Origin of the sequence: Paraburkholderia phenazinium, from assembly GCF_900142845.1 — a bacterium.
Taxonomy (GTDB): Bacteria; Pseudomonadota; Gammaproteobacteria; order Burkholderiales; family Burkholderiaceae; genus Paraburkholderia; species Paraburkholderia phenazinium_A.
Genome location: NZ_FSRU01000002.1, coordinates 21,912 through 48,575, shown reverse-complemented (window position 1 = coordinate 48,575; position 26,664 = coordinate 21,912). Strand labels below are relative to the sequence as shown.

Genomic DNA, 26,664 nt, shown 5'->3' with positions numbered 1-26,664 from the left:
TGCGCAGTCCAGAGCGCTGTGTGTGCCTCCGTCGGAACTACTGGAATAATGCCCCGCTCATACCCTTGAGGGCACAATGACGATTGCCGGGTGGACTGCTCAAACGATGCGCCACGGTGAACCGTGCTGGGCGTGACGTGGCAAAGACCGGACTCGGCGAGACGATTCCATTGATTAGCTATCCTTTTCAGTTGATCAATTCCGCGCAGCGAACCCTGCGGCGCCAGGAATCGTCCTGAAATGCTTGAATATCCTCGTGATTGGGGAAGGTGCTTCGGACATCCGGTTCGCCGGTTGGTCCTTTTCTGGAGGGTTGGTTGTGAGAGTGAATGCTCAAAATGGATCAGCTTACGACCATTCCGGTTCTGCACCGGTAGTCAACGGCGCAGATTCGACGGGTACGGGTTCGGCGGTGGCACAAGTACGAAACGCACCTGCGTCAGGCGAACCCGTGAAGGACGGGTTGACGTTACCGATTGTCGACCCGCGCGCCTTGTGGGTGCGTCTTCAGGGTTTCGAGAAAGGTGTATGGAAAATTGAGCAAAAGCAACGCGCAGGGGCCTCACTCTCGGACGCCGAGCGATGGGCACGTGAGGTGTACAACGAACTGCGCCGCGATCCATTGTTTGGGAGTCCGGATGCAAGTCGGGATCGGCGTGCCGTGGGCAATCCCGGTAACGTGGAAACGACCACACCCGTCTCCGCTCCCAAAGCAAAAGATGGTCCGCGTCGAAAGTATGTGGGTGGCGTTCAGATCAAGCGCGACTACACGCTCGACGAAGGCACTGCGATCTTCGTGGACGCGTTGAGCAAGCCGTTTTCCTCTTTCGCGAAAAGTGCGACGGGTGGCTCGCCCCCTTCCCGCCGACCGCCGCGGACCAGGCAACCGCCGGCCTTCAGGCAGCCGACCCGTCTCCCCGACGGCCGGCTCGGCTATCCTTTGAGTCCGACGCAGCCACCGCGTTTGCCGGCGGAGCAACAGCCTGCCGGACCTTCCGGGCCGCAAGCCAAACAGACAGCGCCACGTCCAGCCAATACACCGCCTCAAAAAAAGCCGCAGAGTCAAGATGGCTAGAGGCGCAAGGCCGCGCCCATGCCTCCGTCCAACTCGTCCCCCGGCAAGATTCACTTGTACGGGTGCACAAAAGGAAAACGGCGCATCGAATGATGCGCCGTCGTACGAGTACCGCAACGAGCCACTCGGCTCAAGCGCTGCCGATTAGCCCGGCGATTCAACCATCCGGTTGGACCCTCACAGCGACTCGCCAAGCTGATCGAGAATCGCCGGGTTCTCCAGCGTCGACACGTCCTGCGTGATCGCCTCGCCCTTCGCCAGCGAGCGCAGCAAGCGGCGCATGATCTTGCCCGAGCGCGTCTTCGGCAGGTTGTCGCCGAAGCGGATGTCCTTCGGTTTGGCGATCGGCCCGATTTCCTTGCCAACCCACGCACGCAATTCGTTGGCGATCCTCACCGCTTCCTCGCCTTCCGGCCGCGAGCGCTTCAGCACCACGAAGGCACACACGGCCTCACCGGTCGTGTCGTCGGGGCGTCCCACCACCGCCGCTTCGGCGACGATCGGATTGGACACCAGCGCCGACTCGATCTCCATCGTCCCGAGCCGGTGGCCCGACACATTGAGCACGTCGTCGATCCGCCCCATGATCGTGAAGTAGCCGGTTTCCTTGTCGCGCACCGCGCCGTCCCCGGCGAGGTAGAGCGTGCCGCCGAGTTCTTCGGGGAAGTAGCTCTTCCTGTAGCGCTCCGGATCGCCCCACACGTTGCGCAGCATCGAAGGCCACGGACGCTTGACGACCAGGATCCCGCCCTGCCCGTTCGGTACGTCCTGGCCGGTCTCGTCCACCACCGCGGCCATGATGCCCGGCAGCGGCAGCGTGCACGACCCCGGCACCAGCGGCGTCGCGCCCGGCAGCGGCGTGATCATGTGACCGCCGGTTTCCGTCTGCCACCAGGTATCGACGATCGGGCAACGGCCGCCGCCGACGTTCTCGTGATACCACATCCACGCTTCCGGATTGATCGGCTCGCCGACCGTACCGATCACGCGCAGCGACGACAGGTCATAACTCTTCGGATGGATCTTCGCGTCGGCTTCCGCGGCCTTGATCAGCGAACGGATCGCCGTGGGCGCGGTATAGAACAGCGTGACCTTGTGCTTCGCGATCATGTCCCAGAAGCGGCCCGCGTTCGGATAGGTCGGCACGCCTTCGAACACCACCTGGGTGCCGCCGAGCGCCAGCGGGCCATACGTGATGTAGCTATGGCCGGTGATCCAGCCGATGTCGGCAGTACACCAGAACACATCCGTGGGCTTCCAGTCGAAGGTCCACTTCAAGGTCTGCGCGGCCCACAGCAGATAGCCGCCCGTACTGTGCTGCACGCCCTTCGGCTTGCCGGTCGAGCCCGAGGTATAGAGGATAAAGAGCGGATGCTCGGCGCTCACCCATTCCGGCGCGCACTGATCGGACTCGCTCTGGGTGATCTCATGCATCCACAGATCGCGGCCTTCGTGCCATGCGACCTTGCCGCCGGTGCGCTTATAAACGATCACACTCTTGACGGCTTCGCAGCCGCCCATGGCAAGCGCTTCGTCGGCGATGTTCTTCAACGGCAGGGCTTTGCCGCCGCGCATCTGTTCGTCGGAGGTGACGAGCGCCACGGCGCCCACGTCGACGAGGCGCTCATTGAGCGACTTCGACGAGAAGCCGCCGAACACCACCGAATGCGTCGCGCCGATCCGCGCGCACGCCTGCATGGCGACGATGCCTTCGATCGACATCGGCATATAGATCACCACGCGGTCGCCCTTCCTGACGCCGCGCTTCTTGAGCGCATTGGCGAAGCGGCTCACGCGCTGCAGCAGATCCTGATAGGTGACGTTGGTGACGGCGCCGTCGTCGGCTTCGAAGACGATGGCGGTACGCTGGCCGTGGCCGGCTTCGACGTGACGGTCGAGGCTGTTATACGACGCGTTCAGTTCGCCGTCCTCGAACCACGTATAGAACGGCGCCTTCGACTCGTCGAGCACCTTCGTGAAGGGCTTGTGCCAGCTCAGCGTCTCTTTCGCAAGACGCCCCCAGAAGCCTTCGTAATCGCGTTCCGCTTCGGCGACGAGCGCCCGGTACGCGTCCATGCCGGAGACCGTCGCGCCTGCCACTGCGTCGGCAGAGGGAGGGAAAACGCGGCGTTCCTGAAGAACCGATTCAATCGCAGACATCGACAACCCCTTGGTGAAGACGAAACGTAAAGCCTGTGCCGGCGCGCCATGCTGTGGCGACGCCGCGTTGCTGCCACGATAGATGCCGCAACTTACCCGCCACTTACATCCGGCGAAGGTGGCACCTCGGGTGCCGAGGCACCCCGGATTGTCATGTTAGCCGATGCGGTCCACCGGTGTCATGGAAAGCGCCGGCGCTACTTGCGCTGGATCGGCTCGCATACGCGAGCGATACCAGGGTTTTACCGGAGACGGCCTCGGATTGCGACGTCGCGGCCGGAGCGAATTCGCGACGTCGCGCCATCGTGCAAAGCCGTTTTGCTGCGCCGCGCAAGCAACGCCGACGTGTGCATCAATGGATCGGACGCGTGGTGATACAGGATCGGCACCCGCGCTTGTACCCGGATGGTCCACTACACGGGCGTCACCACCCATGTCAATCCTCCGGCCAGATCGAGCGCACGCTCGATCCCGCCTCTACACATGCAGAGGGAATGCCCATGAGCACGAATCCGATCAACGCGACTGGCAGCGCGTCTTCGAGTACCCCGCAGCCCGATGCGGACAGCAACACCGTGTTGCCTCGTGACCAGCCGCAGCGGCAACCGGCTATCCACAACACGTCATCCAGCTCGACGAACGCGGGACAACCACCCGTACGCGGCGGGGATAAACCGGACGGCAACGATCAGGTGCCGCCGCTACTGTCGCCGCTTTCCCGGGCCGCACTCAACCTCGCTCCGAGCCGGCTTCAGCGATCCGTGGACAACCCCGCCCCGTCTTCACCGATGCCGGCCCCATCGACGCCATCGGCACCCCTCGCCGCGGCGGCATCTCCCTACTCACCGTACGGGCGACCGCTGCTACCCGGCGCCACGCGCGCGGAACTTGAGCAGTTGCTCGGCGCGCATGACACCAGCACCCTGCCCAACTTGACCAGCCTGTCGACGAGCAGCCATCAGGATGAGCAAAACATGGCGCGGCTCGGCACGGCGCTGCAGCAAAACCTGACCGGCTACCCTCCCGAAGTTCAGCAGTTCGAACAACAGGTCAATCACATGCAGCCACTGCTCACCGCGCTGCCGCAGCCCGAATACGAGGCCTATGCCGGCGCCCTTGCGACGCTCGATGTCGCGTTTCGCGACGCCAGGGCCCCCGCGGACCGTCAACGTGTAGATCAACAACTGTCGCTGCTGGGCACTGCGCTGCTCGAACGCGTCAACACCGCCAGCAACGATCCGGTCGAGCGGGCATTGAGCGTCTTCAACCGTCCAGTCGGCGCAGGCTACCTGACCGGATTGGCGAACCAGCAGGAACTCAGCGCACTGCGCCGGCTGCGCCAGGGCTTCGTCATCGCCGCGACGCCGGCTGTTCGCGAGCGCTACTTCACGCTGGCCGCCGAGCTGAAACACACTCTGCAGCACAAGATCGCCAAGGCGATCGACCAGCATACCGCGCAGGAAGCCGGCAAATGGGCCGAGGCGAACGCGGAGGTCGACCGCATCGTCCACGAAGCCGATGCGCTCACCAACGCCCCCGGCAAGCGCTACGAGCTGATCGGTCGCCAGTTGTACAGCACCAATCCGGGCACGGGTCGCGACGACCTGGCAGACCGTCGGCTGCTGGCTTTCACGCAACGGATGCGGGACGATTCTGCTTTGCACGACAAGCTCGTCAAATGGACCGTGGAGGCGGGACGAAAACTCAACGTCTATGGCGTCGACGCGCCGAAAAGCTACCTGGACATCCTGAAACAGTTGCCGTCGTCCGGCCCCGACTACGTCCGCGATCTGGCGGACCGGTATAACGCCGTGCTGCACGACAGCTCATACAAGGACGCTTCGATCACGCCACGCGCGCGCGGGGAAAAACTGGCTGAGCAGATTTTCGAAGGCGCCACCCGCTTCCTGCTGGGCATGACGCCGTTCGCGCCGCTCACAGCCGCGTTCGATCCCCACTCGTTGCTGTCGGCAAACACGCGCCTCGGCATCGACCTGGCTTCCGGCCTGCTGGGTCTTGTCGCGGGCGAAGGTGCAACGGCCTTCACGGAACGGCTTGCCGCGAAGAGTGCGACCCGCGTGCTCAAGGCGCCACCCGAAGGGTACGCTCCCGAGCACCCTGTCGCGACAGGCGACAGAAGCCCCACCCTCCCACCCGCGCCGTCCGGTCAACCCGGCAGCGTGGGCGCGCAAGCCACGCAAGCGGCGGCAAGCCCTGCAGCGCAGGGCCTAAGCGTGGACACGGCCGCCGCCGAGGCATCGCAGCGCATCACCGGCACGAAGGCACGCTTGCCCGACGACTACGCCGTGCAGCCCGCGCCCGGCGCCCTGAAACCCGCCACTGGCCAGCCAGGCATATTCACGGACGACAAAGGGCGGTACTACCTCGACAGCGGTGGAAAGACGTATCCCGCCCGCTTCGATCGCGACAACAACACCTGGCGTGTGTATCAGGCGGACAATCCGTACCGGCCTCAATATCCGGTCAGGACCGATGCTCAAGGCGGCTGGGAGGTCCATAACGATGTGGGACTCAAGGGCGGCATGAACCCGGACAACGCACCGGCTCTCGCCCCTCCACAAGAGCAACCGTTCGAGGAACGCTTTCAGGTCTCCAACGCATCCGGCACTCCCCTCTCCGCCGAGATGCTGCAAACGCTCAATCCGCCGGCGTGGCACTCCGACGCGGACGCTTTACTCGATGACATCGCGTTCAACGGACGGTACCGAGCCGCGTTCGACAATCTTCCCGACTCGCAGCAAGAGGCCCTCCGAAACTGGACCTATCTGGATCTCAGCGAAACCTACTCGACGGGCTCCGACTACGAGGACGTCAATTTCGACCTCAACCGGCAATTGCGCGATCGCAGCTACGAAACCGACACCGCCTCACGCGCGCATGCATTGCAAGCCGCACTGACCCATCTGCCGCGGCCGGACCAGGATAGCCGCCTGCTTCGCGTCGCGGAGGTCCCTGCCGACTACGCGAGCAAGTTTGCACCGGGCGACTACGTGACCAATTCACCGGCTTTCATGTCCGCGTCCAGCGAAAGCGAATATACGAACGCAACGCTGGCGGACAGCGAGTACGCCGCTGCACCCGGCGGAGCGTTTGCTCTTTACGACATCCAGTCGAAGTCGGCGACGCCTTTTGTTTATCGTGTCACCACGTTGGCGTCCGGAGAACACGAATGGATATTCCGACCCAATACCGTATTCAGAATCGACGAAATCGCCGCGGCGACACCTCAGGATGGGGCCGTCACGCCCCGCATCGGCCTGCGTCTGACCGAGGTACCCGTCGACACGCCGATCTTCGCGAAGAATATCTACACAGGCGAACAGGAACTGGTCAACCCGTCGGGAACGACACCCGTCTATACGACGCTCCAGCCAACCCGGACACCGCCGGCGCAGCCGTCGCCGCCCAACCCCGACCTGCCGCCGCTGCCCACGCACGGCGCTACAAACCAGCCGGGCCCCGCGACAACATGAAACGAATGCGATTGCGTCGGCGATGCACAGCTTAAATAGGTAGTTAAACGAAATAATTTATTTTTCGAGGTAACGCCCAACGCTATAAATAAGTACGGCGCGCCGCAGCAATCGCGCCTCTACTATTTCATCCGCGGAGCCCACTCCATACCGTCGGCACCGCGGTTCCGGCTATCCAGCACACGCCGACTTCTTTCACCTCAGGACTCTCGACATGCAAGCAGCAATGCAAATCAACACCTCGGTTCTCTCGTTCCAAAACAACATGGACACCCATCGCTCTGTCGGCAACCGCGCATCGTCGCCGCTGCCGCTTGCCACAGGGTCCAATGGTGCCCGTAATCTGGCGAGCCAGATGTCCAACATGATGGGCGGCTTCTCGAAGACGTCGTTCTCAATCTCCAGCCAAACCGCCGGCAATGGCCGGACCACCACGTTCTCCGCGCAGGGCACCATTATCAATCGCGCTCAGGCGGCGAACCCGCAACCGATGCGCCCGGGCAGCAATTGCAATCCATCCGGCTACGGCAACAGCAGCCGCACCAACAGCGGCTTTGCCAATCAATCGCGCGGCTGCGACCGCACGCCGTCGATCAACCATTGCGGCTGCAACAACTCGGGCAGCACCAACCAGACGCAGTGGAGCAACACGGCAGTCTGCAACAATAAGGCCAGCATCAACCTCGGCGACTACAAGCTCGACTTCGACAAATCCAATTCGACGATGGTCATGACCAACAATACAACCGGCGACAAGACCATGATCTATGGCGATCCGCATCTCACCCAGCACCAAAGCGGTTCCAATTCCAATTCGTCGACTGCGATGTTCAACGGCCCGATGACGTTCACGCTGCCCGACAACACCAAGGTCACCGTCAATTCCCAGCCGGACCCCAAGAACAAGTCGATCTCGTACGCGGATCAGGTGACGATCACCCGCGGCAATCAGGCCTATGAGGTCACGGGCTTGAGCGCGCAGGACAAATCAGGCCTGAGCGTGCAGAAGAGCAACAATGGCCGCGCGCTCGATGCCGCCACACCGGACGGCTTCACCCTTGTGGCCGCCCGCGACGGCAGCGGCTTTATCAATCCCGCCACCGGCAAGGAAGCGACGCCGGACGAGATCAAGAAGGCCAACACGTAAGCAGACCATACGATGAGGGGGCAACTGCATCTGTCATTGCCCCCGATACATGCCGCACGCACGATCGACGCATGAGTGCGGCATCGAACCGCCCTACGAGTGCCCCCTGTTCCCGTGCGTGCCGTAGCCGCCCTAGTCCTGCGGGCCGTCGCATGCGGCGCGTGCGACGGCCGTTCGCCAGCGCTGCTGCACGTCGTCATGGCGCACCCTCTCAACCTGCCAGGCACGCAGCGCTTCGCTCGTTTCATCGCGTGCCGCCGCGTGCGCGTGCTGCGCGTCGGCGAGGTGCCGCTGCAACACCGGTGTCGACGCATCGTGCGCACGCAGCGTCGCATGCCACTGGCCGCCGCCCCGCCGATCGTGCCGGCAAAACGCGAGCATGCGCTGTCGCGCGTCGGCATGGTGTTCCAGTGCAGCCACCCGCTGCGCCACCTCATCGGCAGCCCGCCGCTCGTGGCGGCGCGCGTCGGCCAGCGCCCGCAGCCGGCGGCGCACCCGCAAGGCGCGCACCCGCGCGAGCAGCCGCCACAGATCCGCCTCCTGTGCCGCGCTGCGCATCACACCGGGGGCGCATCGGCGCACAACTCGCGCAGCAGCGCGCGCGTTTCGACCCACGGACTGCTGCGGTCGTACGGCTGCCGCAAAAAGCGCTGGATCTCGGGGCGCAGGTCAATCGCGAGATCCGTCCCGGTGTCGTTACCCCGTTCGTATTCGCCGATCTGCAACAACATTTCGACCTCCTCATAACGTGCCAGCCAGTCGCGCACGCGGTTGGCGTCGGCGCGCTGCGCGGCATCGGCGACGCGGTTCATCAGGCGGCTGCGGCTGCGCAGAATGTCGATCGCGGGATAGTGACCCGCCGCCCCCAGTTTCGACGATAACTGGATGTGCCCGTCCAGCAGCGAGCGCGCCTCTTCCGCGACCGGATCGGACAAGTCCGTCTCGTCGGCGAGCACGGTATAGAACGCGGTGATGCTGCCCTGCTCCGTCGCGCCGGCCGCTTCGATCAACCGCGGCAACTGCGCGAACACGCTAGGCGGAAAGCCGCCACGCAACGGCGGCTCGCCGACCGCAAGGCCGAGTTCGCGCAAGGCGCGCGCATAGCGCGTCAACGAATCGAACAGCAGCAGCACGTTGCGTCCCGTGGCGCGCAAGTCCGCCGCGACCTTGGCCGCGAGTTCCGCCGCCTTGATGCGCTCCGCGGCGGGGCGGTCGGACGTCGCGGCAATCACGATCGTCGAGCCGCGCCGGCGCTCGAGATGGTCGTGAATGAATTCCGCCACCTCGCGGCCCCGCTCGCCGATCAGTGCCACCACGATGGCGTCGGTTGAAGCACCGTTCGCGATCATGCCCATGATCGTGCTCTTGCCGCCGCCCGCCGGTGCGAAGATGCCGGTGCGCTGGCCGACGCCGCAGGTGAGCAGCGCGTCGATCGCGCGCACGCCGGTGACAAACGGTGTGGCGATGACCGGCCGCTCGAGCGGATTGAGCGTCGCCCCGGCCGCCGCGTGCGCCGCCGCATCGGTCGCCAGCGGCACCGGTGCAGGCGCGCCGTCGAGCGGGTTGCCCAGACCGTCCACCACCCTGCCGAGCAGACCCGCCGCATCGAACGTGCCCCACGCCGAACCGCAGCCTTGCACCTCGGTGATGTCGGACAGACCCGCGAGGCCGGCGAGCGGCATGACCAGGGTGCCGTCGTGCGCAAAGCCGACCACCTCGCCGTATTGCGACTCCAGCGTATCCGGGCGCACGAGCCGCACCCTCTCGCCGATGCGCAGCGACACGCCCACCACCCGCGCCACCACGCCGCGCGCTTCGATCACCCGCCCGCGCAACGCAGGTGTTGAACTCAACACGGGCACCTCGTCTCCAGACAATTGCAGGTTGCGCCGGTTCATAACGCACCCAGGGTTGCGATCGCATGAATACGATAAACGTCCAGCGGAATCTCTTCGATCGCCAGCACCTCGACGCGCCGGCCGAAGTCGCGCAACAAGCGCGCAAGGTGCGGACGCAGCACGGCGTTCGTGACGATCAGCGCGATCCCGGCGAGCTCCGCGGCAAAGATCTCCTGCGCGCGGCCCAGTTCTTCCGCGGACAACACGCACTGCGGCTCACCGTCGGCGCCGCCGCGGATCTGCGCTTCCAGGCCGGCCTCCCATGCCGGATCCAGCACCGCCGCCGTGAGCGTCCATGTCTCGAGGTCGGCGTAGCCGCGCACGATCTGCCGGCCAAGCTGGATGCGCGCCTCCCGCACCATCCGGTCGAGCGTGCGCTCACCGGCCGGCACGCGGACGACGGCTTCGAGAATCGCGCGCAGATTGCGAATCGGCACCCGCTGCTGCAGCAATTGCCGCAGCACGCCGGCAAGCTGCACCGTCGTCGCGGCCTGCCCTGCCTGTGCCACCAGCTCGCGAAATTCGATACCCAGTTGATCGAGCAGGAAGCGGGTCTCCTGGGTGCCGAGAAAATCGGCGGCCGAGCGTTCGCAGACCTCGCCCAGGTGATCGCACAGCGCCTCGTCGACGCTCGCCTTGAGGATCTCCGGATCCTTGATCGACGCCGCCGTGGCGTTCGGCACCCAGACCGATTTGGCGGCGCGCGGCCGGTAGCCTTCGACGCCGTCGAACCCGATCGCATCCTCCTCGCCGCTCAGCAGCGTATGTCCGGCCACCAGCGTGCCGCTCGCATAGGGCACGTCCTCGATGTCGACGATGTAGCGCTCCGGAGCGAGCCGCCCATCGCGCAGCAACGCGAGACCCGGAAACGGCAGGCCCAGCTCGATCATCAGACGGCGGCGCAACTGGCCGAGCTGCCGGTTCAGCGCCTCGGGCCGCAACGCGTCGAAGGCCTTCAGGCCGAGCCGCAGCCGCAAGCTCGCACTGGTGCCCAGTTCGACGTCGTCGAGAATGCGCGGCACGTAGTTGCCGCCGTCGCGTGTCATCTCCGGCATCAGCGCGCGCTGCGAGTTCGTCGCCAGCGCGGCGTTGCGCATCAAGGTCAGCGCGAGGGTCAGCAACAGCGCGCCGGCCACCATGAACTGGATATGCGGAAAGCCCGGAATCGCCGCGAGAGACAGGCACGCCACGCCGGCCATGCCGATGGCTTTCGGATGCGTCGCCAGTTGCCGGTAGATGTCGCCGCCGAGGTGCACGTCCTTGCCGTCGCCCACGGCGACGCGGGTCACCAGCACGCCCGCCGCCACCGACACGATCAGCGAGGGAATCTGCGACACCAGCCCGTCGCCGACCGTGAGAATCGTGTAGGTATGCAGTGCATCGCCGAACGACATGCCGCGCTGCGCGATGCCCACCGCCAGGCCGCCGACGATATTCACCAGCGCGACGACGAGCCCCGCCATCGCATCGCCCTTGACGAACTTCATCGCACCGTCGAGCGAGCCGTAGAAATACGTCTCGCGTTCGAGCGCCGCGCGCATCCGGCTCGCCTGCGCGGCCGTCACCACGCCGTTGCGCATGTCGGCGTCGATGCTCATCTGGCGACCGGGAATGCCGTCGAGCGTGAAGCGCGCGGCCACTTCGGCCACGCGGTCCGCGCCCTTCGCGACCACGATGAACTGGATGGCGGCCAGCACGACGAACACCACCAGCCCGACGGCGACATTGCCGCCCACCACCAGTTGACCGAAGGCGCCGATGATCTGGCCGGCATGCGCATGCAGCAGGATCATCTTGGTCGAGGCAATCGCCAGTGCGAGGCGCAGCAGCGTGGTGATCAGCAGCAGCGACGGAAAGCTCGCGAGTTCCGCCGCCTTCGACACATACAGCGTGGTCGTGAGCATCGTCAGACTGGCGGCAAAGCTCACGCAGATGAACAGATCGAGCGCGAACGGCGGCACCGGCACGATCAGCAGTGCCAGCACGGCAAGCATGCCGACGCCGACCGCGAGATCCGCGTGACGCTCGAATAAGGCCGACAGATCGTAGCGGCTAAGAATGGAACGGTTCGACATGTTATTGACCAAGCTCCCGATGAAGCGCGCGGCGACGGCTTTTCACGTAGGGGTCGCCTTCGTCGTCGCGGTATTCACGTTTGATTTCGTTCTTGTCCATGCGCAGGCCGCGCAGCCACAGAAAGCGCTGGATGAAATAGTCGGCGGCAGCGAGCGCGATCTGCGACGCCACCATGGAAATGAGCAGGTGCGAGTGCGACATCGCGATGTAGCCGAGATGAACCGGCAACGGGAACGTCCACATGGGCGCAAGTTGCCGCAACCATGCAAGGAGCGCCTGCACGAACAGATACAGCAGGATCGCAAACTGCAGCAGCGTCAGCAGCGTGTCCCACAGCAGGCGCAGGCTGAACATCTGCTTGAGCCCGTTGACAGGATTCAGGCGTTTCACATCCGGTGCGATGCGCTTGAACGCCAATGTCCCGCGCGTCTGCGCCAGTTCCGGCACCAGCACCGCCAGGGCACCGACGCCCAGCGTGCTCAGCACGGTGGGCAGGCACGCGCTGAGGAGCGCGAGCGTCGACGCCAGCCGCTCGTCGAACGGGCGCGCGCCATCCAGCGTCGTCACCTGCAGGATCAGCCGTGTGCCCAGCGCATAGAGACGCGGCGCCTCGATGAACAGATACAGCCACCAGCACAGGCCGCTTGCCACCACCGTCAGGTGCGTGCTCCTCGCGATATTGCCGTCCTCGCGGGCGCGGCGAATCCGTCTGGGGGTTGGGGCTTCGCTCTTGTCGCTCATCGCAGATGGATCACGTGATCGAAGGCGGTGCGCAACTGCACGAACAGCGCGGGCACACTGAGCACCGCGGCAAACGACAGGACCATGGCCTTGACCGTGCGGGCGGTGGCAAACGGGTTGAGCCGTTTCGCATGCCGCGACATCAGCCCGAATGCAACGTCGATCAACAGCATGAGGCCGAGCAACGGACTGGCGAGCCGCACGCCTTCGCTGAGTGCGTCGGCGAGATCGCGCAGCGCGAATTGCCGGAACACGTCGACCAGATCGACGCGCCACCGTCCCGGCGGCCACAGCACCCAGGCATCGGTGAAGAAGCCGAACAGGAGCGGCAAGCCCGGCCCCGTGAACATCGTCAGCGCGGCAAACTGCAGAAACAGCGTTTCGAACAACGCCGCTTCCTGCTGGAAATGCGGATCGTAGACGGCCGCGCTCGCATAGCCGCCCTGCTGGTCGAGCACGGCGCCGGCCGCGCTCGCCGCATGAAAGACGGTGCCGAGCAACAGGCCGAGCGCCATACCGGTCGCCGCCTCGGCACAGATGGACAGCATCAGGTGCGGCGGCCAGCCGGCCTGTTGCGGCAGCATGGCGAGCGCGAGCAGCAGCGGCAGCCGCAACGCCTTGCCGAGCGAGCCGCTCTGACCAAACGGAATCAGAAACAGCGCCACCGCTGGCCGGATCGTGCAGAACGCAAAACCCTCGAGATAGCCGATGTCGTTCATGCTCACTGCAGACGCCCCGCCGCGATGAAAGTGAAGACATGGGCGAGAAAACGCGCGAGTTCGCGGCACGCCCACGGCGCGGTCACCATCAGCACCGCGCCGACGCAGATGATCTTGGCGCCGTACGGCAAGCTTTGATCCTGAACCTGCGTCACCGACTGCAGGAGTCCGAGCAGCAAGCCCACCAGCGTCGCGACGGCGAGCGCGGGCAGCGACAGCCAGAACACCAGCATGAGCGCGTCGCTGGACAGGGTGGTGAGAGAAGGGACACCGTTCATTTTGCATAACTGACAATAAGGCCGTGCATCAGCTTCGACATGCCTGACACGGATACGAAGATGAAAAGCTTCAAGGGAATCGACACCGTGCTCGGCGACAGCATCATCATGCCCATCGCGCTCAGCACGTTGGCGACCACCAGATCCACCACCAGAAAGGCGATATACAGCAAAAATCCCGCCTCGAATCCGCTCGAGATTTCGCTGATCAGAAAGGCTGGAATCAGCAACTGCAAGTCGGTCTCGTGAGCGTCGCGCTGCGGATCGATGCGCTTCGCGGCGCCGACGAGAAACGCCCGCTCGTCGGGCCGCGAATGCGCCAGCATGAATTCTCCAAGCGGGCCGCGTAGCGCCTGATAAAGCTCAGTGGCGCGCGGCATGACCAGTTCGCCGCTATCGCCGGTCGGCAGCGCGGCTTCGATCTTTGCGAGGGTCGGCGCCATGACGACCAGCGTCGCCGCGAGCGCGAGACCCGAGATCACCAGGTTGCTCGGCGCCTGCTGCACGCCGAGCGCCGAGCGCAACAGCGTCAGCACGATGCTGAACTTCGTGAACGAAGTGGTCATCGTGACGGCGAGCGGCAGCAGGCCCAGCATGAAGAACAGGCTGACGACCTGGAGCGGGTCGAACTGGGCGGTCATGCCGGCAGGTCCTCATGGGTCATGCGGGTCACGCGCACGCCGAGCGAACCGTCGATGTCGATCAGTTCGCCGCGCGCAAACGGAATGCCCTGACACAACAGGGTGACGGTTCGCTCGCGCGCGGGCAGCCGGAACGCGACGATCGATCCCTGGCGCAGATGAGCCAGTTCCGCGACCGATAACGACAGGGTGCCGAGCACCGCGTCGAAGGCGAACGTCAGGGAGTCGATCGGCAGCAGTTCGCTGGTCACTTCGACGGGGGCAGGTTGCTCATTCATGACTTGGTCTATCAAGGTGTACTCCTCAGTGAACTTCAGCAAAATCCGGCACGCGCCCAATCGCAACGGCGCGCGCAGATAACAGGAATCGCGGTCGAACAGCAGCACGTCGCCTGCCGCGACCTTGCGCAGGCGCGGCAGCGACATCGACGGGCCGGCTGCGCAGACCGGCAAGCGGACTTGCAGCCGGCCGAGCAGCGCATCGCTGGACGGCGGCGGCGGTGAATGCAGCCGCAGCCAGGCATCGACCGCAGGACTGCTAAACGAGAAATGGGCAACCCGGCCGCTCCCGACATGCGTCACGGCAATGCCGTATGCGCCGGCCGGCGGGACGGCGTCGCCGGCAATCCCGGTGAGGTCGATCGTGAAGCCGAACAGGCCTTCGAGCGCACACAACCAGTCGCTCAACGCATCGGCGACGTGCGTCAGCGCCGTATCGCCGCGCGTACCGATCACCGCGGGCGTCAGTTCCGGCAGCAGCGCGCCGGCATCGCACGCGGCGCTGAACGGCCCTTGTGCCGCCACGCCGGACAGCAGCAACGGATAGCGCGCCCGGCACGGTTCGAACGCCAGCGTGAAGCGGCGGCTGCCGACGCGCACCGCCCGCGGCCGGCCGAAATGCCGGATGGCCAGGTTGTGGCGCTCCGCATCCACCAGGGCGAGGGTCTCCAGGTCCGGCCAGACGATCATGCCGCCTCCCGCGCGAACGGCCGCTGCACCACGCGCCCGGTGTTTGTCACAAGGGGCGGCGTGGGTAGCGGCGCAGGCGGAGCCGCCGCCAGCAAAGCCAGCGTCTCGCGGACACCTTGCCCAATCGTGTCGAGCCGCGTGCGCCCTGAACCGTCAGCCACGTCATAGCGGCGCAGCACCGCTGCCACCCCCTCGCGGATGCCCTGCTCCAGCGCCCGCAACTGCACTTTCAGACCGCCGTCGATCACGCCGGCCTCGGTTTCGATGACGCACGAATGGGCCGGCAAGCCGGCATCGGCCAGCACGACGCACAGCGGCGCGCCGAGCTCCTTTTCGACGGCTGCAATCAGCCGCGTCGCTTCATCGAACACAGTGGGCGCCACGCGGACGGAGATGAGCCGTTGCGATTGCGAGACGGCGACCGCGCGGCGCAACTGATTGGTCAACGCGGCGGACGGCGGCAGCGCGCCGACGATATCGGTCACCGCGGCCAGCACGATTTGCGTCAGCCGCTCCTCGAGACGATGAGCGGCAAACGCGACCACCGCCGCCCGCGCGGCCTGTTCGCGCAGCGCCGCCGCCTTGCCGGCCGCGTGGCCGCGGCGCCATGCACGGCGTTTCAGTTCGCGACCCCGCGTCCCGAGGCGCACGCGTTCGAGCGCGGCCGCGGCGGCGCGCTCCGCTTCGACGGCACGCAGACCTTCGAGCGATTTCAGTTCGAGCGCGCTTATATGTCCGTCCGATTCGATGCGCCATTCGCCCATTCGACAGATCAGCATGGCCGCCCCTCCATCAAACGCCGCGCGTCGGTCACGAGTTCGCGTGCCTCGAGCGGCGACAGTCCGTGCAGGTGAAAGCGCCCGGCGGCCTCGGCGATCTCGCGCGGCAAGCGCAGGCTCCACCAGAAGGCATAGCGCGAGTCGGCGGCCGCCTGCATCGCCACCGCCAGTCCCAGCGCCGTCATGTCGCGCCGGCTGAACAGCGACGGCGCCGGTTCGACGTTCAGGTCGGCCGCACCGGCGCGCGGGTGCCGCTGGATGGCAACCAGCAGGCTCGGCGCGACGCCGGCCGCGAAGGCAGCGCGAGCCTGTGCGGCGACCACGCGGCGCAACGAAGCGGCGAACCCAAGGGCCGCGGCGATGCGGCACAGGCGCGCGCACGCCGGCCGCGGCCAGAGCGGCAGCGCGGGCGGAACGTCGGCGAGGGCCACCTGAACCAGTTGCGGATAACTTCTGAACAGGCTGGCGTGAGCAGCGCGCGCAGCCCGTTCGTGATGGATCGGCCGCCCGGATTCGAGCCAGCTGTGATGCGCCCAGTAGGCGGGCGCGCAGGTATAGGCGTGTTTCATGGGTTCTCTCCTCGGCCGGTTACGGACCTGGGCGTGTCGGCGGCAGCTTCCGCAGTGCCTTCGCCGGGCGCCGCCCCGTCTGCGTCGGACTCCTCATTACGCTCGTGCGGCCGGGGCAGGCCCGGCTCGGTCCTGGCGCTCGCCCCGCGCGCGTTCCGCTTCATTTTCCGCGTCAACCAGGTGCGTGCCCCGGAGTTCCAGAACCACAGGAAGCCGGCCACGATCATGACGATCACGGCCAACACGCAGAGCATCGTCGTCGCGCGCGCGGCCCCCGTGCCGCCGTCGTTGCGGCAGGTGGTGACAGCGACCCCGCCGGCCGCATTGGCGACGTCGACGCCGTCCGCGCAGTTGCCCGGAAAGGTCAGCACCGGCGTCACCGCCAGCAGCGTCAGCGACACCCGCGCGGGTGTCAGCCCTTCGACGCTGCCGGCCACCAGCGCCCGAATCCGGTCGCGCATCGGTTCGAGGTTGTAGTCGCTGCGGTAACGCATCATTACGGACGCCGAGGGCGGCGTGTCCTGGGTCGCATCGAGCGGATCTTTTTCGGGCAGCACGATATGCACGCGGGCGAGCAGCACGCCGTCCATCTTTTCGAGCGTCTCGGACAGTTCCTGCGACAGCCCATAGACGTAGAGGACGCGGTCCTCCTCGGGGCTCGAAATCAGCCCCTGACGCTTGAACAGTTCGCCGAGATTCGCGTGACCGCCGCGCGGCAACGCATACGCGCTCGCCAGCTCGGTGGCGACCACCGCGTCGGCGTCGTCGACCGAGATGTTCCAGCTCTGGTCCGCGTTGCGCTCCTTGTAGCCGTTGATGCCGTGATGGCTCAAGGCGGCGATGATGCGGTTGGCCTGGTCCTCGTCCAGGCCTTCGAAAAGCGAGGTTCTGCAGCCGGCGAGGAGCAACAGGAGCGGCAGCAGGATCAGGGCGCGCCGCATCAGCTTCGCTGCGTAAGCGTCTGGATCGAGGTGCCGACCACGTCGGCCACGCGTACCGTCATCTGCACCTGCACCTCAAAGGCGTTCAGGTCGACCTGAAGACGCAACAGGTCGCTCGTCGAGAGGCCGCCGGAGCCGATCCGGTCAAGGTGCTGCGACAGTTGCTGCGTCGAGGTGTCCTGCTTGTCCTGCGCGCTCGCCAGCAGACGCTCGAGCGGTGAGGCACCCGCACCGGCTCCATCCGCGGACGTGCCGCTTACTGGAGACACCGGAGAGACGGCGGACAGCGCGCCGGTTTGCACCGGAACGATAGTGACAGGGGGTTGCAACATATCAATGCCCGTTTCGAATAGTCAGTCGTTCAAGGGTTGAAAAGGGAGCGGCGGCAGGCTCGACCTGCGCGGCGCGAGCGGCGCGGCTATGGCGCGCGCATTCGGGCAGCTTCAGGAACGCCGCGGCCATCGAGGCGGCGCCGGGCTCATCGCCATCCGCCACGCTCATCAGCGTGCGTGCGCCCAGCGCGTAATGGCCTTCGAACACCTGGCACACACCGAGCCACGCGCGCGCCAGCGTGCTCTCAGGCACGGCTTCCACCGCGCGGCCGAACAGCAACGAGGCACTGCGATAGTTCTCGCGGTCGAGCTCGACCAGACCCAGCCCGAGGTACGGAAAAGCCCGCCGCGGGTACAGCAGCGCCAGCCGGTCGAACAGGTAGCGCGCTTCGTCGAAGCGTCGATAGATCCGGGCGTAGTGGCCGATCGAAATCAGCAGTTCCAAGGTGTCGTCCTGCATCTGCAAAGGCTCCCGAAGACGCCGCGAGGGCGTCTTCGTCCTGGTTAGAGAAGCGTTAGTGGGTGGCCTTCGCGGTGTCCTTCTGCGTATCGCCCACGCCCTGGATCAGATTGGTGCCGAGCGAGTTGTCCGTGTTCATTTCGGTCACCGCCTGCTGGAGTTTCAGCATGTCGGTGTTGCCCTGCGTACCGCCGACGCCGTTGCCGCCCTGCTGCGCACCGCCGCCACCTTGCACTGCCTGCTCGGCTTGACTGACGTTGGCGTTGTCCTTCTGGAGTTTCGCCAGCACGGCGGCGAGAATGTTCGCTGTCGAAATGCCGCCGCTCGCGTTCGTCCCCGTTGCGCCCTGGCCGCCGGTAAGGCCGTTGCCGCCCAGGTTCGGGGACATAGTCGGGTTGATCGTATTCATAATTTGCATTCCTTAGGTTAATTGCGCGCGTTTCTGAAGCTGACGCTTCGCTCCACCACCTGTCGAGCCGCGCGCAAACACTCGACAAGCAGAATCAGTTCTTTTTTCACCACCGGCGTAGCGGTCAACAACGCGTCGTTCACACGCTCGATCTCAGCCGTCAGGCGGGCTTCGATCGTCGCGCGGCCGGCGCCGCCGCCTTCGGCGAGTTGTGCTTCGATCGGCAGATCGGTGCAGCCACCGAGCATGCTTTTAGCGACAGATTTTCTGTCCATGGTCAGCATCCGTAAAAAATTCGTAGACCGAACCGTCGTCGTCGCGCGTCACGTCCGCCGCGCATGTCGAGATGGCCGTGATCCGCCCGAGCGGCAGCCGGGCGCCCACGAAGTAGCGCACGCCCTGTCCGTCCGTGAGCCAGACGGCATGACGGCTCGCCAGCAGATTCAGGCCGAGCGCGTCGAGCGGTACGCGCACCCGTGCGCCTGGCTGGACGTGGCCGGGAAACACGACCTCGCGCAAGCCGCCGATCTCGGCGCGCGCCAGCCGTGCAACGCGTGCGTAGTCCCACGCCTCCGGCGACAGAAAACCATGATCGTCCGGCAGCGTCGCCGTGAACGCACCGGGCGCGGCGGCGTGCAGCTCGGCCCCGCGGTAGTAGCGCGCGAGGAAGTCGCCGAGCTGCTCCTGCAACTGGTCGAGCACGAGCACATGCATGACCGGCGCCCGTTGCTGCGACCAGGCGCTCGCGGTCAGCGCGGAGAGATCGGCGGCCGACTGCACGTAGCCCTCGTAGACGAGCGCCCCGGTCTTTGGGTCGAGATGCGTCGTCACCAGCCGGAACGCATCGTTGCTGCGCGCCGGATGCGCAGTCCCGGCAAACTGACTCGCGGCTAGCCACGCCAGCAGCGCGAACACAGGCGGCATGGCCAGGACGGCCGCCTTCGTCACGGGCGACGCATCGGCGCAGCGTTTGGCCACATACGCAAGCGGCGCATAGCGCAGCAGATAGGCCCGCTCAGCGTTGCGCGCCAGCGCCGCGTCCGGCACATCGCGGCCCGTGAACTGGAAGGTCACGACACCCACGGAAAACCACGCGCCGCGCTGCAACAGCACGCGCCGTCCCGGCGCGAGCGCGCGGCCGAATACCGCGACGTGCGTGTGCTGGGCCAGCAGCGCGAGCAACACCCCGCGAGATTCGACGGTGACATGCTGCGCTTCGACGCCCTCGTCAATCACCATCAGGTCCGCGTCCGCGCCGCTGCCGATGCGCACCGGCTTGCCGGATGACAGCACCACTTTCGCGCCGGCGTGCACGCCGTCCATGACTACGATGAGCGCATCAGCGGTCATGGCGGCTCTCCCACTGCATCTCGTGCGCCGGCGGCAAGCCAGGCGGACTCGACGGTAACGACGTCGAAGTGGGCGAGGCACCCAGTGCAGCGCGCGACGCCATGTCCCGCAACGCGGCGTTGACATCGGCGTCGGCACCGACGCTGGCGGCGGTCGGGGCCGTGTCGCCCAGCGCGGCGTTCGAGGTCGCTTCCCCCTCACCCGAGCGTTGCTTGAGGCGCGGCGTGATCAGGATCAGGCGCTCGAGGCGCTCGTGGGTCGTCTGCGTGTCGCGAAAGAGCGCGCCGAGATACGGCACGTCGCCGAGCACCGGCACTTTCGACGTCGTCTTTTGGCTGCGCTCGTACTGGTAGCCGCCGATCAGCAAACTCTCGCCGTCGCGCACGACGGCCTGGGTGACGACCGAATGGTTGTCGACCTCCGGAATGCTGTCCACCGACGCCGTCGTATTGAACGAGCCGTCCTCGATCTGGATGTTGAGGCGGATATTGCGGCGCGGCTCGCCGGTCGATTCGACGCTCGGCGTCACCTTCAGCGTCAGCCCCGTGTCGATGTTGAAGAGATCGACCGCCTGGTTGCCCGCGACGCGCACATACACCGAACTGCGCGAGGTCAGCGCCGCTTCCGTGTTGTTCAGCGTGAGGACCTGCGGGCGCGACAGTACCCGCGCCTCGCCGGTATTCTCCAGGGCCTGGATCCGGGCGAACAGGTATTGCGCCGAATTGCCGACCAGCGTCGCGAGATTCAGTCCGCTCGCCGCGCTGGCCGCCGTCGCGAAGCTCGGGGTGCCCAGGCTCAGCGGCGCGCTCGCGGTCCCCGACGCGCCATTGATGCGTCCATTCGCGCCGCCCCAACTGACACCCAGCGAGCGCGCCGCATTCGACGAGACGTCGATCACCACCGCGTCGATCTCGACCAGGTCCTGCGGCTGATCGAGCATCGCAATGGCGCGCTCGTAGTTCGGCATCATCGAAACGATGTCGCTGATGACCACCGAGTTGCTGCGCTGGTCCGCGACGATGTTGCGCCGCGCGGGGGTCACGGCGGGCTGCGCGGTGTCCGTCGCGGGCAGCGGCACGGCCGTGTCGTCGCCGGCGGCCGGCGCGGCGCCGAGCCCCAGGCCAAGCAGGCTGGGCAGCGGTGGCGGGCCGCCGCGGGCGTCGCGGGCCTCGGCGCGCGGCGCGGCGCGGGGGTCGGCGCGGGGGTCGTCCGTGCGCGAGCGGGCGGCGCGCGGCGTCGTGGCCTGCCAGGTATCCGTCATCAACCGGCTCAACAGGGTCGCCACGCCCGGCATGACCTGCTCCTGCGAACCGACCGTATAACGCACGTCCTGCGCTTGCGCATAGCGCAGCGGGAAGACACGGATCACCGTCGCATCGAATGACGGCTCGACGGTGGTCTGCCGTTGCGCCTTGTCGACCGCATCGGCCACCGCGTCGACGAATTTCGAGGGGCCCGCCACCTTGACGGTGGTCGCCGAGTAACGGATCGGCAGGCGAGCGTCGTCGAGATCGAGGTTGCGCAGCAAGGACGCGACCGCCTCGCGGGTCATCGGCGCAAACGGGATCACCCGGCTACGCACGTCCGCAGCAGTCGAGACATGCATCGCCTTGCCGTCGAAATACCAGACGAGGCCATAGGCCTCCACAAGCTGGGTGAAGACATTGCCCGGCGTATCGTCGAAGCGCCCATTGACCGCACCTTTCACGTCCCGGCCCACGTCCGCGCTCAAGCCTTCGACGGCCAGCACGTCGCGCAACACATCGGGCAGCGGTGCGCCGGTCACCGCGTAGTGAAGCGGCGCGCCATGCCAGATCGGCGTCGCCGCGTCCGCTGCCGGCATCGACAGCACCGCCCACACCACACCGAGCTGACCCGCGAAGTGCTGCATGGCGACCCGGCGCATGCACGGCGGCAAGGGCCGCGGCCGGCCGTGGCTCTTCCTGATGGTCGAATCGTTGCGCCCGTTCATAAGCATGAAAAATTCCTGGCTACGTTTTGTTGGCTACGTTGACCAGAAATTTAATGGCGCTTCAATCGGCTCAGGTCATACAGATGTATGACTTTGACAAACACTCAAACACGGCGGCATCACCCCCCTATTCGCTTGACTGTCTGAATTCCAGTACGCAGCATCCGTCCGCGATCGAATTCATCAAGCATGATTCATTTATCCCGAAATAGAGCAAATTCGCACCTCACATAAGTCTTATACCTGTATTACCCACCTCGCCGGCGTAGAGCGAGGATTGATGGACCGCTTAATTAATTCGATCCATCATGGCAAACAGCATCTTCGATCCAAACGGTATAAACCAGATTTTTCTAAAATTAGACGTCGCATTTTCCGGCTTCGAGTCCGAAATAGCAGCTTTAAGCTCCACACTTCCTACGTGCGTACCCACATGCGGATGACACGGTATTGCAACTTCACTCCGCAGCTTGCAAGGCCACGGTTGCGCTCTGTCAGAATCAACGGATTCGCGACCTGTCTCCGACTTGAGGAAATCTATTGGCGAATCATCGAGGAAATTGCCCGCCAGGAATCTTTAACGGTAGGAAAACTGATATCGAAATGGGCACTTGAAATTGATATGACGCAAGAAACGATCTGCAATTTCACAGGATTTATCCGGATCATTTGCGTGACCCAAATCCTCGAACAGAAACATCCGATCGACCTGAAGACGATCGACCCCGCGGCGCTGCCCGCTCCACTTTAATCAAAAATGAGGAGATTTATCCGAAATGAGCTAATTTTCTTCTTCGCATGACAAAAGGCGAATACTCAAACATTACGCTCGGTTCCGCGCAAGGGAATCAAAGCGATTCAATTACCCATCACAAGGATTATTCATGTGCAACACGATCAATAACATCTACACCAGCACACCGGCCGACATGGCCGATATACCGACAAGGGAACAAAACCTCCCACAGACCGACGTGGCCCGCAATTCCCTGCGGGTGTTCCCGCCCGACGGCGCGGGTGGGTCGAGCCATGCGCATACGCCCATGGGAGAGGGCGAGCGTGGCCTCGCGCCTACGCGGCACGCTCACCACGCGACCATCGACGGCGGCGGCGCGACGCCGCAAGCAGGTGACGCAACGCAGCAGGGCGCGGGCAACGGCAACGGTACAGGCAACGGCATGTCGGGATTGGTGGGCCAGATCATGAACATGCTCCAGTCGTTCGTTTCCGCTGTCGCACCGCTGCTCTCCATGTTCTCGTCAATGGTCGGCGGTATGGGGGGTGCAGGCGGTATGGGCGGTGCAGGTGGCATGGGCGGTATGGGCGGCATGGGCGCGATCGATGCCGGCGGAGGAGCCGACGCTTGACACAGCCCTGACAACAGCCGGCCGTCGCTGTGACGCCGGCCGCGTCAAGGGGCGGCGTGACGCCTCGCCGCCCCGTTTTACATCCGCTCATTTCCTCAGGACGCAATGAATCTTTTCCGCGGGCCAGGTCCCCTCGACCAGCGACGCCTCGACGACCTCATCCGACGTTCCAATGCGGAGCGTTACCCGGCCATTACCGACTTCGTCGACGACGGCCATCGCCGCATCGGCGCGGCGCTGCGCAGTGTCGCGCCGCCGGACGCAACCGTGCAGCGTTTCCTCGACGAACTGCGGCTGATGGAGGATTACGTCGGCACCTCTTACCGCGTCTCGCAGATCACCTCCAGCGGTCTGGCCGCGCTGCAGAGCCCCCTGCGACGTCACTTTGCCGACCGCGGCGCGCAGTGCGCCTTCGTGCTGCCGGGCGATGCCGCAGCATGGGCGGCGCACGCGGCCGAGGCGCGCCTGCGCGAGGGCGCGTACCGGCTCTTCTCGATCTTCGACGAATCGGTCCCGCAGAAGAATCTGTCGACGGCGCACTGCGCCGGTCAGGTTGCCGTGCCGCCGGCGACGCCTTTGCGGCTGAAGACGCTGCGCATCGTGGCCGGCGAGGGTTCACGAGGTCCCGGCAAGGCACGTGTCATCGCGCACTTCGCACTCGCGGATCAAGCCTGCGGCGCCCCCTGCGATCTCTACAGCGGCACGCCGCACTGAACCGCCCAGTCGCGGCGCTCGCGAGCGCCGCCGGCGAAAGCATGCGGCGGGCTGGCGACGGCGCGTCGTGTCGCATCGACGAGATTGCCCGTCTCCCCGAGCTTGCCCCGGGTGTCGCTGTACAATAGCGCGCCTGCCGCGAGCTTTCCCGGTGTGCCTGGCGCGCCGGCGCGCCGCCCCCGCTTTCAGCCCGGTTTCATCGCCCTGATTCTTGCCCATGTCCGCTCCGCGCTCCGCCTCCGCTGGTAACCCGCGCCGCCCGATGCGCCCTATCCCGTCGCTCATCTTCATGAGCCGCTGGCTGCAGTTGCCGCTTTACCTCGGGCTGATCGTCGCGCAAGCGGTCTACGTCGTCCTGTTCGTCAAGGAAGTCTGGCACCTGGTCACGGCCTCGATGACGCTCGACGAAACCAACGTCATGCTGGTCGTACTCGGCCTGATCGACGTGGTGATGATCTCGAACCTGCTGATCATGGTGATCATCGGCGGCTATGAAACCTTCGTCTCGCGCCTCGGCGTCGAGGGTCATCCGGACGAGCCCGAATGGCTGGATCACGTCAACGCCGGCGTCCTGAAGGTGAAGCTCTCCATGGCGCTGATCAGCATTTCGTCGATCCACCTGCTGAAGACCTTCATCAGCCCCGACCAGAATACGACGCACACCATCATGTGGCAGGTGATCATTCATCTGGCGTTCCTGCTGTCCGCGGTCGTGATGGCCCTCGTCGACCGTCTGACCACGCATACGCACCCGGCCCATTTTCACGAGCCGGCGCGCGAGCAACCCGTTTCCCCTCCCCTGAAGGCGCAAGACTGAACGCGCATTGCGATCGGTACGACAAGCGCCATTGTCCCCACAGAGCTAGCCATGACCGTCATCAAACAGGAAGATCTGATTCAGAGCATTGCTGATTCGCTTCAGTACATCAGCTACTACCACCCGCTCGATTACATCCAGGCCCTCGGCCGCGCCTACGAGCTCGAACAGAGCCCGGCCGCCAAGGATGCGATCGCGCAGATCCTCACCAACAGCCGCATGTGCGCCGAAGGCAAGCGCCCGATCTGCCAGGACACCGGCATCGTCACGGTGTTCGTGAAGGTGGGCATGGACGTGCGTTGGGACGGTGCGACGATGAGCGTCACCGACATGATCAACGAAGGCGTGCGCCGCGGTTATCTGAACCCGGACAACGTGCTGCGCGCGTCGATCGTGAGCCCGCCGGAAGGGGCCCGCAAGAACACCAGGGACAACACGCCGGCCGTGATCCACTACGAGATCGTGCCGGGCGACAAGGTCGACGTGCAGGTCGCGGCCAAGGGCGGCGGCTCGGAGAACAAGTCGAAGTTCGCCATGCTGAACCCGTCGGATTCGATCGTCGACTGGATCCTCAAGACGGTGCCGACCATGGGCGCCGGCTGGTGTCCGCCGGGCATGCTCGGCATCGGCATCGGCGGCACTGCTGAAAAAGCGATGCTGATGGCGAAGGAATCGCTGATGGATCCGATCGACATCCAGGACATCATCGCGCGCGGCCCGCAGGACTGGATCGAAGAGCTGCGCATCGAGTTGCACGAGAAGGTCAACGCGCTGGGCATCGGCGCGCAAGGTCTCGGCGGCCTCGCCACCGTGCTCGACGTCAAGATCATGGCGGCGCCGACGCATGCTGCTTCCAAGCCGATCGCCATCATCCCGAACTGCGCGGCCACCCGGCACGCCCACTTTACGCTGGACGGCACGGGCGTCGCGAAGCTCGAAGCACCGTCGCTCGACGCATGGCCGAAAGTGCAATGGGAACCGGACACGGAAAAGAGCCAGCGCGTCGATCTGAACACGTTGACGCCGGCGGAAGTCGCCGCATGGAAGCCGGGCCAGACGCTGTTGCTGTCCGGCAAGATGTTGACGGGCCGCGACGCTGCGCACAAGCGCATCGCCGACATGCTCGCCAAGGGCGAAAAGCTGCCGGTGGACTTCACCAACCGCGTGATCTATTACGTCGGCCCGGTCGATCCGGTGCGCGACGAAGCGGTCGGCCCGGCTGGCCCCACCACCGCCACGCGGATGGACAAGTTCACCGAGACCATGCTGTCGCAAACAGGTCTCATTTCGATGATCGGTAAAGCCGAGCGCGGTCCGGTCGCCATCGAAGCCATCAAGAAGCACAAGGCGGCTTATCTGATGGCTGTGGGCGGCGCGGCGTACCTCGTGTCGAAGGCGATCCGCAGCGCCAGGGTGCTGGCGTTCGAAGACCTCGGCATGGAGGCCATCTACGAGTTCGACGTGCAGGACATGCCGGTGACAGTGGCAGTCGATTCGAACGGCACCTCGGTCCACCAGACCGGCCCGAAGGAATGGCAAGCGAAGATCGGCAAGATTCCGGTCGCGACGGTTTAACACCCGCTCTGCTACCTGGTTCAGGTCAGGTCTTGCGCCCGCTGTCTGATGGCATGAAGCCGGGACCCGCGGTCCCGGCTTTTTCATTGATGCGGCGCCGGGCGGTCATGGTTCGCCGTTCGTATGTGTCAAAAGATGTTGCGATCCTTGGCTTTTTCGGATCGGGCGTTTATTGTTGTTGA

General features: G+C 65.3%; 26 protein-coding genes. 8 read left to right on the top strand and 18 right to left on the bottom strand.

The window, feature by feature from the left end:
* Nucleotides 1–244 precede the first annotated feature (244 nt).
* Complete coding sequence (locus tag BUS12_RS38235; RefSeq protein WP_143788389.1) at nucleotides 245–1,075, top strand: hypothetical protein; 831 nt, start codon at nucleotides 245–247, stop codon at nucleotides 1,073–1,075.
* A 177-nt stretch (nucleotides 1,076–1,252) separates the two neighbouring features.
* On the opposite strand, the gene acs is transcribed toward BUS12_RS38235, so the two are convergent.
* Nucleotides 1,253–3,235, bottom strand: a complete 1,983-nt coding sequence (acs, locus tag BUS12_RS17415) for an acetate--CoA ligase (RefSeq protein ID WP_074297716.1) — start codon at nucleotides 3,233–3,235, stop codon at nucleotides 1,253–1,255.
* Nucleotides 3,236–3,735: 500 nt separating this feature from the next.
* Between acs and BUS12_RS17410 the strand changes: the two genes are divergently transcribed.
* Together BUS12_RS17410 and BUS12_RS17405 are read left to right on the top strand one after the other, a co-directional pair.
* On the top strand, nucleotides 3,736–6,729 hold the full coding sequence (locus BUS12_RS17410; protein WP_143788388.1) for a hypothetical protein: 2,994 nt from the start codon (nucleotides 3,736–3,738) through the stop codon (nucleotides 6,727–6,729).
* Nucleotides 6,730–6,943: 214 nt separating this feature from the next.
* Nucleotides 6,944–7,876, top strand: coding sequence for a DUF1521 domain-containing protein (locus tag BUS12_RS17405; protein WP_083640498.1), 933 nt, complete (start codon nucleotides 6,944–6,946; stop codon nucleotides 7,874–7,876).
* A 132-nt stretch (nucleotides 7,877–8,008) separates the two neighbouring features.
* On the opposite strand, the gene BUS12_RS17400 is transcribed toward BUS12_RS17405, so the two are convergent.
* Genes BUS12_RS17400 through sctC form a run of 17 tightly spaced genes read right to left on the bottom strand, consistent with a single transcriptional unit; the run spans nucleotide 8,009 to nucleotide 22,015 of the window.
* Nucleotides 8,009–8,434, bottom strand: a complete 426-nt coding sequence (locus BUS12_RS17400) for a hypothetical protein (RefSeq protein WP_253190247.1) — start codon at nucleotides 8,432–8,434, stop codon at nucleotides 8,009–8,011.
* Nucleotides 8,434–9,732 (bottom strand): FliI/YscN family ATPase, encoded by a 1,299-nt coding sequence (locus BUS12_RS17395; protein ID WP_253190153.1) that lies wholly within the window; start codon nucleotides 9,730–9,732, stop codon nucleotides 8,434–8,436. Before BUS12_RS17395 ends, BUS12_RS17400 begins: the two co-directional genes overlap by 1 nt.
* Before the next feature lie 38 nt (nucleotides 9,733–9,770).
* Entirely contained in the window at nucleotides 9,771–11,849 is a 2,079-nt protein-coding gene (locus BUS12_RS17390) for a flagellar biosynthesis protein FlhA (protein WP_074297705.1), read from the bottom strand.
* A 1-nt stretch (nucleotide 11,850) separates the two neighbouring features.
* Nucleotides 11,851–12,591: an EscU/YscU/HrcU family type III secretion system export apparatus switch protein gene (locus tag BUS12_RS17385; RefSeq protein WP_074297703.1), complete on the bottom strand. Its 741-nt coding sequence runs from the start codon at nucleotides 12,589–12,591 to the stop codon at nucleotides 11,851–11,853.
* Nucleotides 12,588–13,310 carry an EscT/YscT/HrcT family type III secretion system export apparatus protein gene (locus BUS12_RS17380; RefSeq protein WP_074297701.1) on the bottom strand — a complete coding sequence of 241 codons (723 nt, stop codon included), beginning with the start codon at nucleotides 13,308–13,310 and terminating at the stop codon, nucleotides 12,588–12,590. Before BUS12_RS17380 ends, BUS12_RS17385 begins: the two co-directional genes overlap by 4 nt.
* 2 nt (nucleotides 13,311–13,312) lie before the next feature.
* Nucleotides 13,313–13,588 (bottom strand): type III secretion system export apparatus subunit SctS, encoded by a 276-nt coding sequence (gene sctS, locus BUS12_RS17375; RefSeq protein WP_074297700.1) that lies wholly within the window; start codon nucleotides 13,586–13,588, stop codon nucleotides 13,313–13,315.
* The gene (locus tag BUS12_RS17370; protein WP_074297699.1) at nucleotides 13,585–14,229 is read right to left on the bottom strand and encodes an EscR/YscR/HrcR family type III secretion system export apparatus protein; all 645 of its coding nucleotides are present in this window, start codon (nucleotides 14,227–14,229) and stop codon (nucleotides 13,585–13,587) included. The genes sctS and BUS12_RS17370 overlap by 4 nt, the downstream gene beginning before the upstream one ends.
* On the bottom strand, nucleotides 14,226–15,197 hold the full coding sequence (locus BUS12_RS17365) for a FliM/FliN family flagellar motor switch protein (protein ID WP_074297697.1): 972 nt from the start codon (nucleotides 15,195–15,197) through the stop codon (nucleotides 14,226–14,228). Before BUS12_RS17365 ends, BUS12_RS17370 begins: the two co-directional genes overlap by 4 nt.
* Nucleotides 15,194–15,976: a FliH/SctL family protein gene (locus BUS12_RS17360; RefSeq protein WP_074297695.1), complete on the bottom strand. Its 783-nt coding sequence runs from the start codon at nucleotides 15,974–15,976 to the stop codon at nucleotides 15,194–15,196. Before BUS12_RS17360 ends, BUS12_RS17365 begins: the two co-directional genes overlap by 4 nt.
* On the bottom strand, nucleotides 15,970–16,545 hold the full coding sequence (locus BUS12_RS17355) for a hypothetical protein (protein WP_074297693.1): 576 nt from the start codon (nucleotides 16,543–16,545) through the stop codon (nucleotides 15,970–15,972). Before BUS12_RS17355 ends, BUS12_RS17360 begins: the two co-directional genes overlap by 7 nt.
* Nucleotides 16,542–17,486 (bottom strand): type III secretion system inner membrane ring lipoprotein SctJ, encoded by a 945-nt coding sequence (gene sctJ / locus BUS12_RS17350; protein ID WP_083640497.1) that lies wholly within the window; start codon nucleotides 17,484–17,486, stop codon nucleotides 16,542–16,544. The genes BUS12_RS17355 and sctJ overlap by 4 nt, the downstream gene beginning before the upstream one ends.
* Nucleotides 17,486–17,818, bottom strand: a complete 333-nt coding sequence (locus BUS12_RS17345; protein WP_074297691.1) for an acyl carrier protein — start codon at nucleotides 17,816–17,818, stop codon at nucleotides 17,486–17,488. The genes sctJ and BUS12_RS17345 overlap by 1 nt, the downstream gene beginning before the upstream one ends.
* 1 nt (nucleotide 17,819) lies before the next feature.
* Nucleotides 17,820–18,278 (bottom strand): tetratricopeptide repeat protein, encoded by a 459-nt coding sequence (locus tag BUS12_RS17340; protein WP_074297689.1) that lies wholly within the window; start codon nucleotides 18,276–18,278, stop codon nucleotides 17,820–17,822.
* Between the two features lie 55 nt (nucleotides 18,279–18,333).
* Complete coding sequence (locus tag BUS12_RS17335) at nucleotides 18,334–18,687, bottom strand: hypothetical protein (RefSeq protein WP_074297687.1); 354 nt, start codon at nucleotides 18,685–18,687, stop codon at nucleotides 18,334–18,336.
* A gap of 17 nt (nucleotides 18,688–18,704) precedes the next feature.
* Nucleotides 18,705–18,962, bottom strand: coding sequence for a hypothetical protein (locus BUS12_RS17330; protein ID WP_074297684.1), 258 nt, complete (start codon nucleotides 18,960–18,962; stop codon nucleotides 18,705–18,707).
* Complete coding sequence (locus BUS12_RS17325) at nucleotides 18,940–20,037, bottom strand: FHA domain-containing protein (protein WP_074297682.1); 1,098 nt, start codon at nucleotides 20,035–20,037, stop codon at nucleotides 18,940–18,942. Before BUS12_RS17325 ends, BUS12_RS17330 begins: the two co-directional genes overlap by 23 nt.
* Nucleotides 20,027–22,015 carry a type III secretion system outer membrane ring subunit SctC gene (sctC, locus tag BUS12_RS17320; RefSeq protein WP_074297680.1) on the bottom strand — a complete coding sequence of 663 codons (1,989 nt, stop codon included), beginning with the start codon at nucleotides 22,013–22,015 and terminating at the stop codon, nucleotides 20,027–20,029. The genes BUS12_RS17325 and sctC overlap by 11 nt, the downstream gene beginning before the upstream one ends.
* A 274-nt stretch (nucleotides 22,016–22,289) precedes the next feature.
* On the opposite strand from sctC, the gene BUS12_RS17315 reads away from it, so the two are divergent.
* The 5 genes from BUS12_RS17315 (at nucleotide 22,290) to BUS12_RS17295 (ending at nucleotide 26,482) form a co-directional block, all read left to right on the top strand.
* Nucleotides 22,290–22,760: a ribbon-helix-helix domain-containing protein gene (locus BUS12_RS17315; protein ID WP_083640496.1), complete on the top strand. Its 471-nt coding sequence runs from the start codon at nucleotides 22,290–22,292 to the stop codon at nucleotides 22,758–22,760.
* Nucleotides 22,761–22,893: 133 nt separating this feature from the next.
* Entirely contained in the window at nucleotides 22,894–23,376 is a 483-nt protein-coding gene (locus BUS12_RS17310) for a hypothetical protein (protein WP_074297678.1), read from the top strand.
* A gap of 105 nt (nucleotides 23,377–23,481) precedes the next feature.
* Nucleotides 23,482–24,090 (top strand): hypothetical protein, encoded by a 609-nt coding sequence (locus tag BUS12_RS17305; protein ID WP_074297676.1) that lies wholly within the window; start codon nucleotides 23,482–23,484, stop codon nucleotides 24,088–24,090.
* A gap of 217 nt (nucleotides 24,091–24,307) precedes the next feature.
* Nucleotides 24,308–24,907 carry a TIGR00645 family protein gene (locus tag BUS12_RS17300; protein WP_074297675.1) on the top strand — a complete coding sequence of 200 codons (600 nt, stop codon included), beginning with the start codon at nucleotides 24,308–24,310 and terminating at the stop codon, nucleotides 24,905–24,907.
* Nucleotides 24,908–24,958: 51 nt separating this feature from the next.
* Nucleotides 24,959–26,482, top strand: coding sequence for a fumarate hydratase (locus BUS12_RS17295; protein WP_074297673.1), 1,524 nt, complete (start codon nucleotides 24,959–24,961; stop codon nucleotides 26,480–26,482).
* Nucleotides 26,483–26,664: the final 182 nt, after the last annotated feature.

What these genes read in the sequence shown, in the direction of transcription:
- BUS12_RS17315 (WP_083640496.1), top strand. Translation starts at nt 22,290, where the DNA reads ATGGACCGCTTAATTAATTCGATCCATCATGGCAAACAGCATCTTCGA.
- BUS12_RS17335 (WP_074297687.1), bottom strand. Translation starts at nt 18,687, where the DNA reads ATGAATACGATCAACCCGACTATGTCCCCGAACCTGGGCGGCAACGGC.
- BUS12_RS17300 (WP_074297675.1), top strand. Translation starts at nt 24,308, where the DNA reads ATGTCCGCTCCGCGCTCCGCCTCCGCTGGTAACCCGCGCCGCCCGATG.
- BUS12_RS17355 (WP_074297693.1), bottom strand. Translation starts at nt 16,545, where the DNA reads ATGAAACACGCCTATACCTGCGCGCCCGCCTACTGGGCGCATCACAGC.
- BUS12_RS17360 (WP_074297695.1), bottom strand. Translation starts at nt 15,976, where the DNA reads ATGCTGATCTGTCGAATGGGCGAATGGCGCATCGAATCGGACGGACAT.
- sctS (WP_074297700.1), bottom strand. Translation starts at nt 13,588, where the DNA reads ATGAACGGTGTCCCTTCTCTCACCACCCTGTCCAGCGACGCGCTCATG.
- BUS12_RS17405 (WP_083640498.1), top strand. Translation starts at nt 6,944, where the DNA reads ATGCAAGCAGCAATGCAAATCAACACCTCGGTTCTCTCGTTCCAAAAC.
- BUS12_RS17400 (WP_253190247.1), bottom strand. Translation starts at nt 8,434, where the DNA reads ATGCGCAGCGCGGCACAGGAGGCGGATCTGTGGCGGCTGCTCGCGCGG.
- sctC (WP_074297680.1), bottom strand. Translation starts at nt 22,015, where the DNA reads ATGCTTATGAACGGGCGCAACGATTCGACCATCAGGAAGAGCCACGGC.
- BUS12_RS17390 (WP_074297705.1), bottom strand. Translation starts at nt 11,849, where the DNA reads ATGTCGAACCGTTCCATTCTTAGCCGCTACGATCTGTCGGCCTTATTC.
- BUS12_RS17385 (WP_074297703.1), bottom strand. Translation starts at nt 12,591, where the DNA reads ATGAGCGACAAGAGCGAAGCCCCAACCCCCAGACGGATTCGCCGCGCC.
- BUS12_RS17310 (WP_074297678.1), top strand. Translation starts at nt 22,894, where the DNA reads ATGTGCAACACGATCAATAACATCTACACCAGCACACCGGCCGACATG.
- BUS12_RS17380 (WP_074297701.1), bottom strand. Translation starts at nt 13,310, where the DNA reads ATGAACGACATCGGCTATCTCGAGGGTTTTGCGTTCTGCACGATCCGG.
- acs (WP_074297716.1), bottom strand. Translation starts at nt 3,235, where the DNA reads ATGTCTGCGATTGAATCGGTTCTTCAGGAACGCCGCGTTTTCCCTCCC.
- BUS12_RS17410 (WP_143788388.1), top strand. Translation starts at nt 3,736, where the DNA reads ATGAGCACGAATCCGATCAACGCGACTGGCAGCGCGTCTTCGAGTACC.
- BUS12_RS17345 (WP_074297691.1), bottom strand. Translation starts at nt 17,818, where the DNA reads ATGTTGCAACCCCCTGTCACTATCGTTCCGGTGCAAACCGGCGCGCTG.
- BUS12_RS17330 (WP_074297684.1), bottom strand. Translation starts at nt 18,962, where the DNA reads ATGGACAGAAAATCTGTCGCTAAAAGCATGCTCGGTGGCTGCACCGAT.
- BUS12_RS17340 (WP_074297689.1), bottom strand. Translation starts at nt 18,278, where the DNA reads ATGCAGGACGACACCTTGGAACTGCTGATTTCGATCGGCCACTACGCC.
- BUS12_RS17365 (WP_074297697.1), bottom strand. Translation starts at nt 15,197, where the DNA reads ATGATCGTCTGGCCGGACCTGGAGACCCTCGCCCTGGTGGATGCGGAG.
- BUS12_RS17295 (WP_074297673.1), top strand. Translation starts at nt 24,959, where the DNA reads ATGACCGTCATCAAACAGGAAGATCTGATTCAGAGCATTGCTGATTCG.
- BUS12_RS17325 (WP_074297682.1), bottom strand. Translation starts at nt 20,037, where the DNA reads ATGACCGCTGATGCGCTCATCGTAGTCATGGACGGCGTGCACGCCGGC.
- sctJ (WP_083640497.1), bottom strand. Translation starts at nt 17,486, where the DNA reads ATGCGGCGCGCCCTGATCCTGCTGCCGCTCCTGTTGCTCCTCGCCGGC.
- BUS12_RS17370 (WP_074297699.1), bottom strand. Translation starts at nt 14,229, where the DNA reads ATGACCGCCCAGTTCGACCCGCTCCAGGTCGTCAGCCTGTTCTTCATG.
- BUS12_RS17305 (WP_074297676.1), top strand. Translation starts at nt 23,482, where the DNA reads ATGAATCTTTTCCGCGGGCCAGGTCCCCTCGACCAGCGACGCCTCGAC.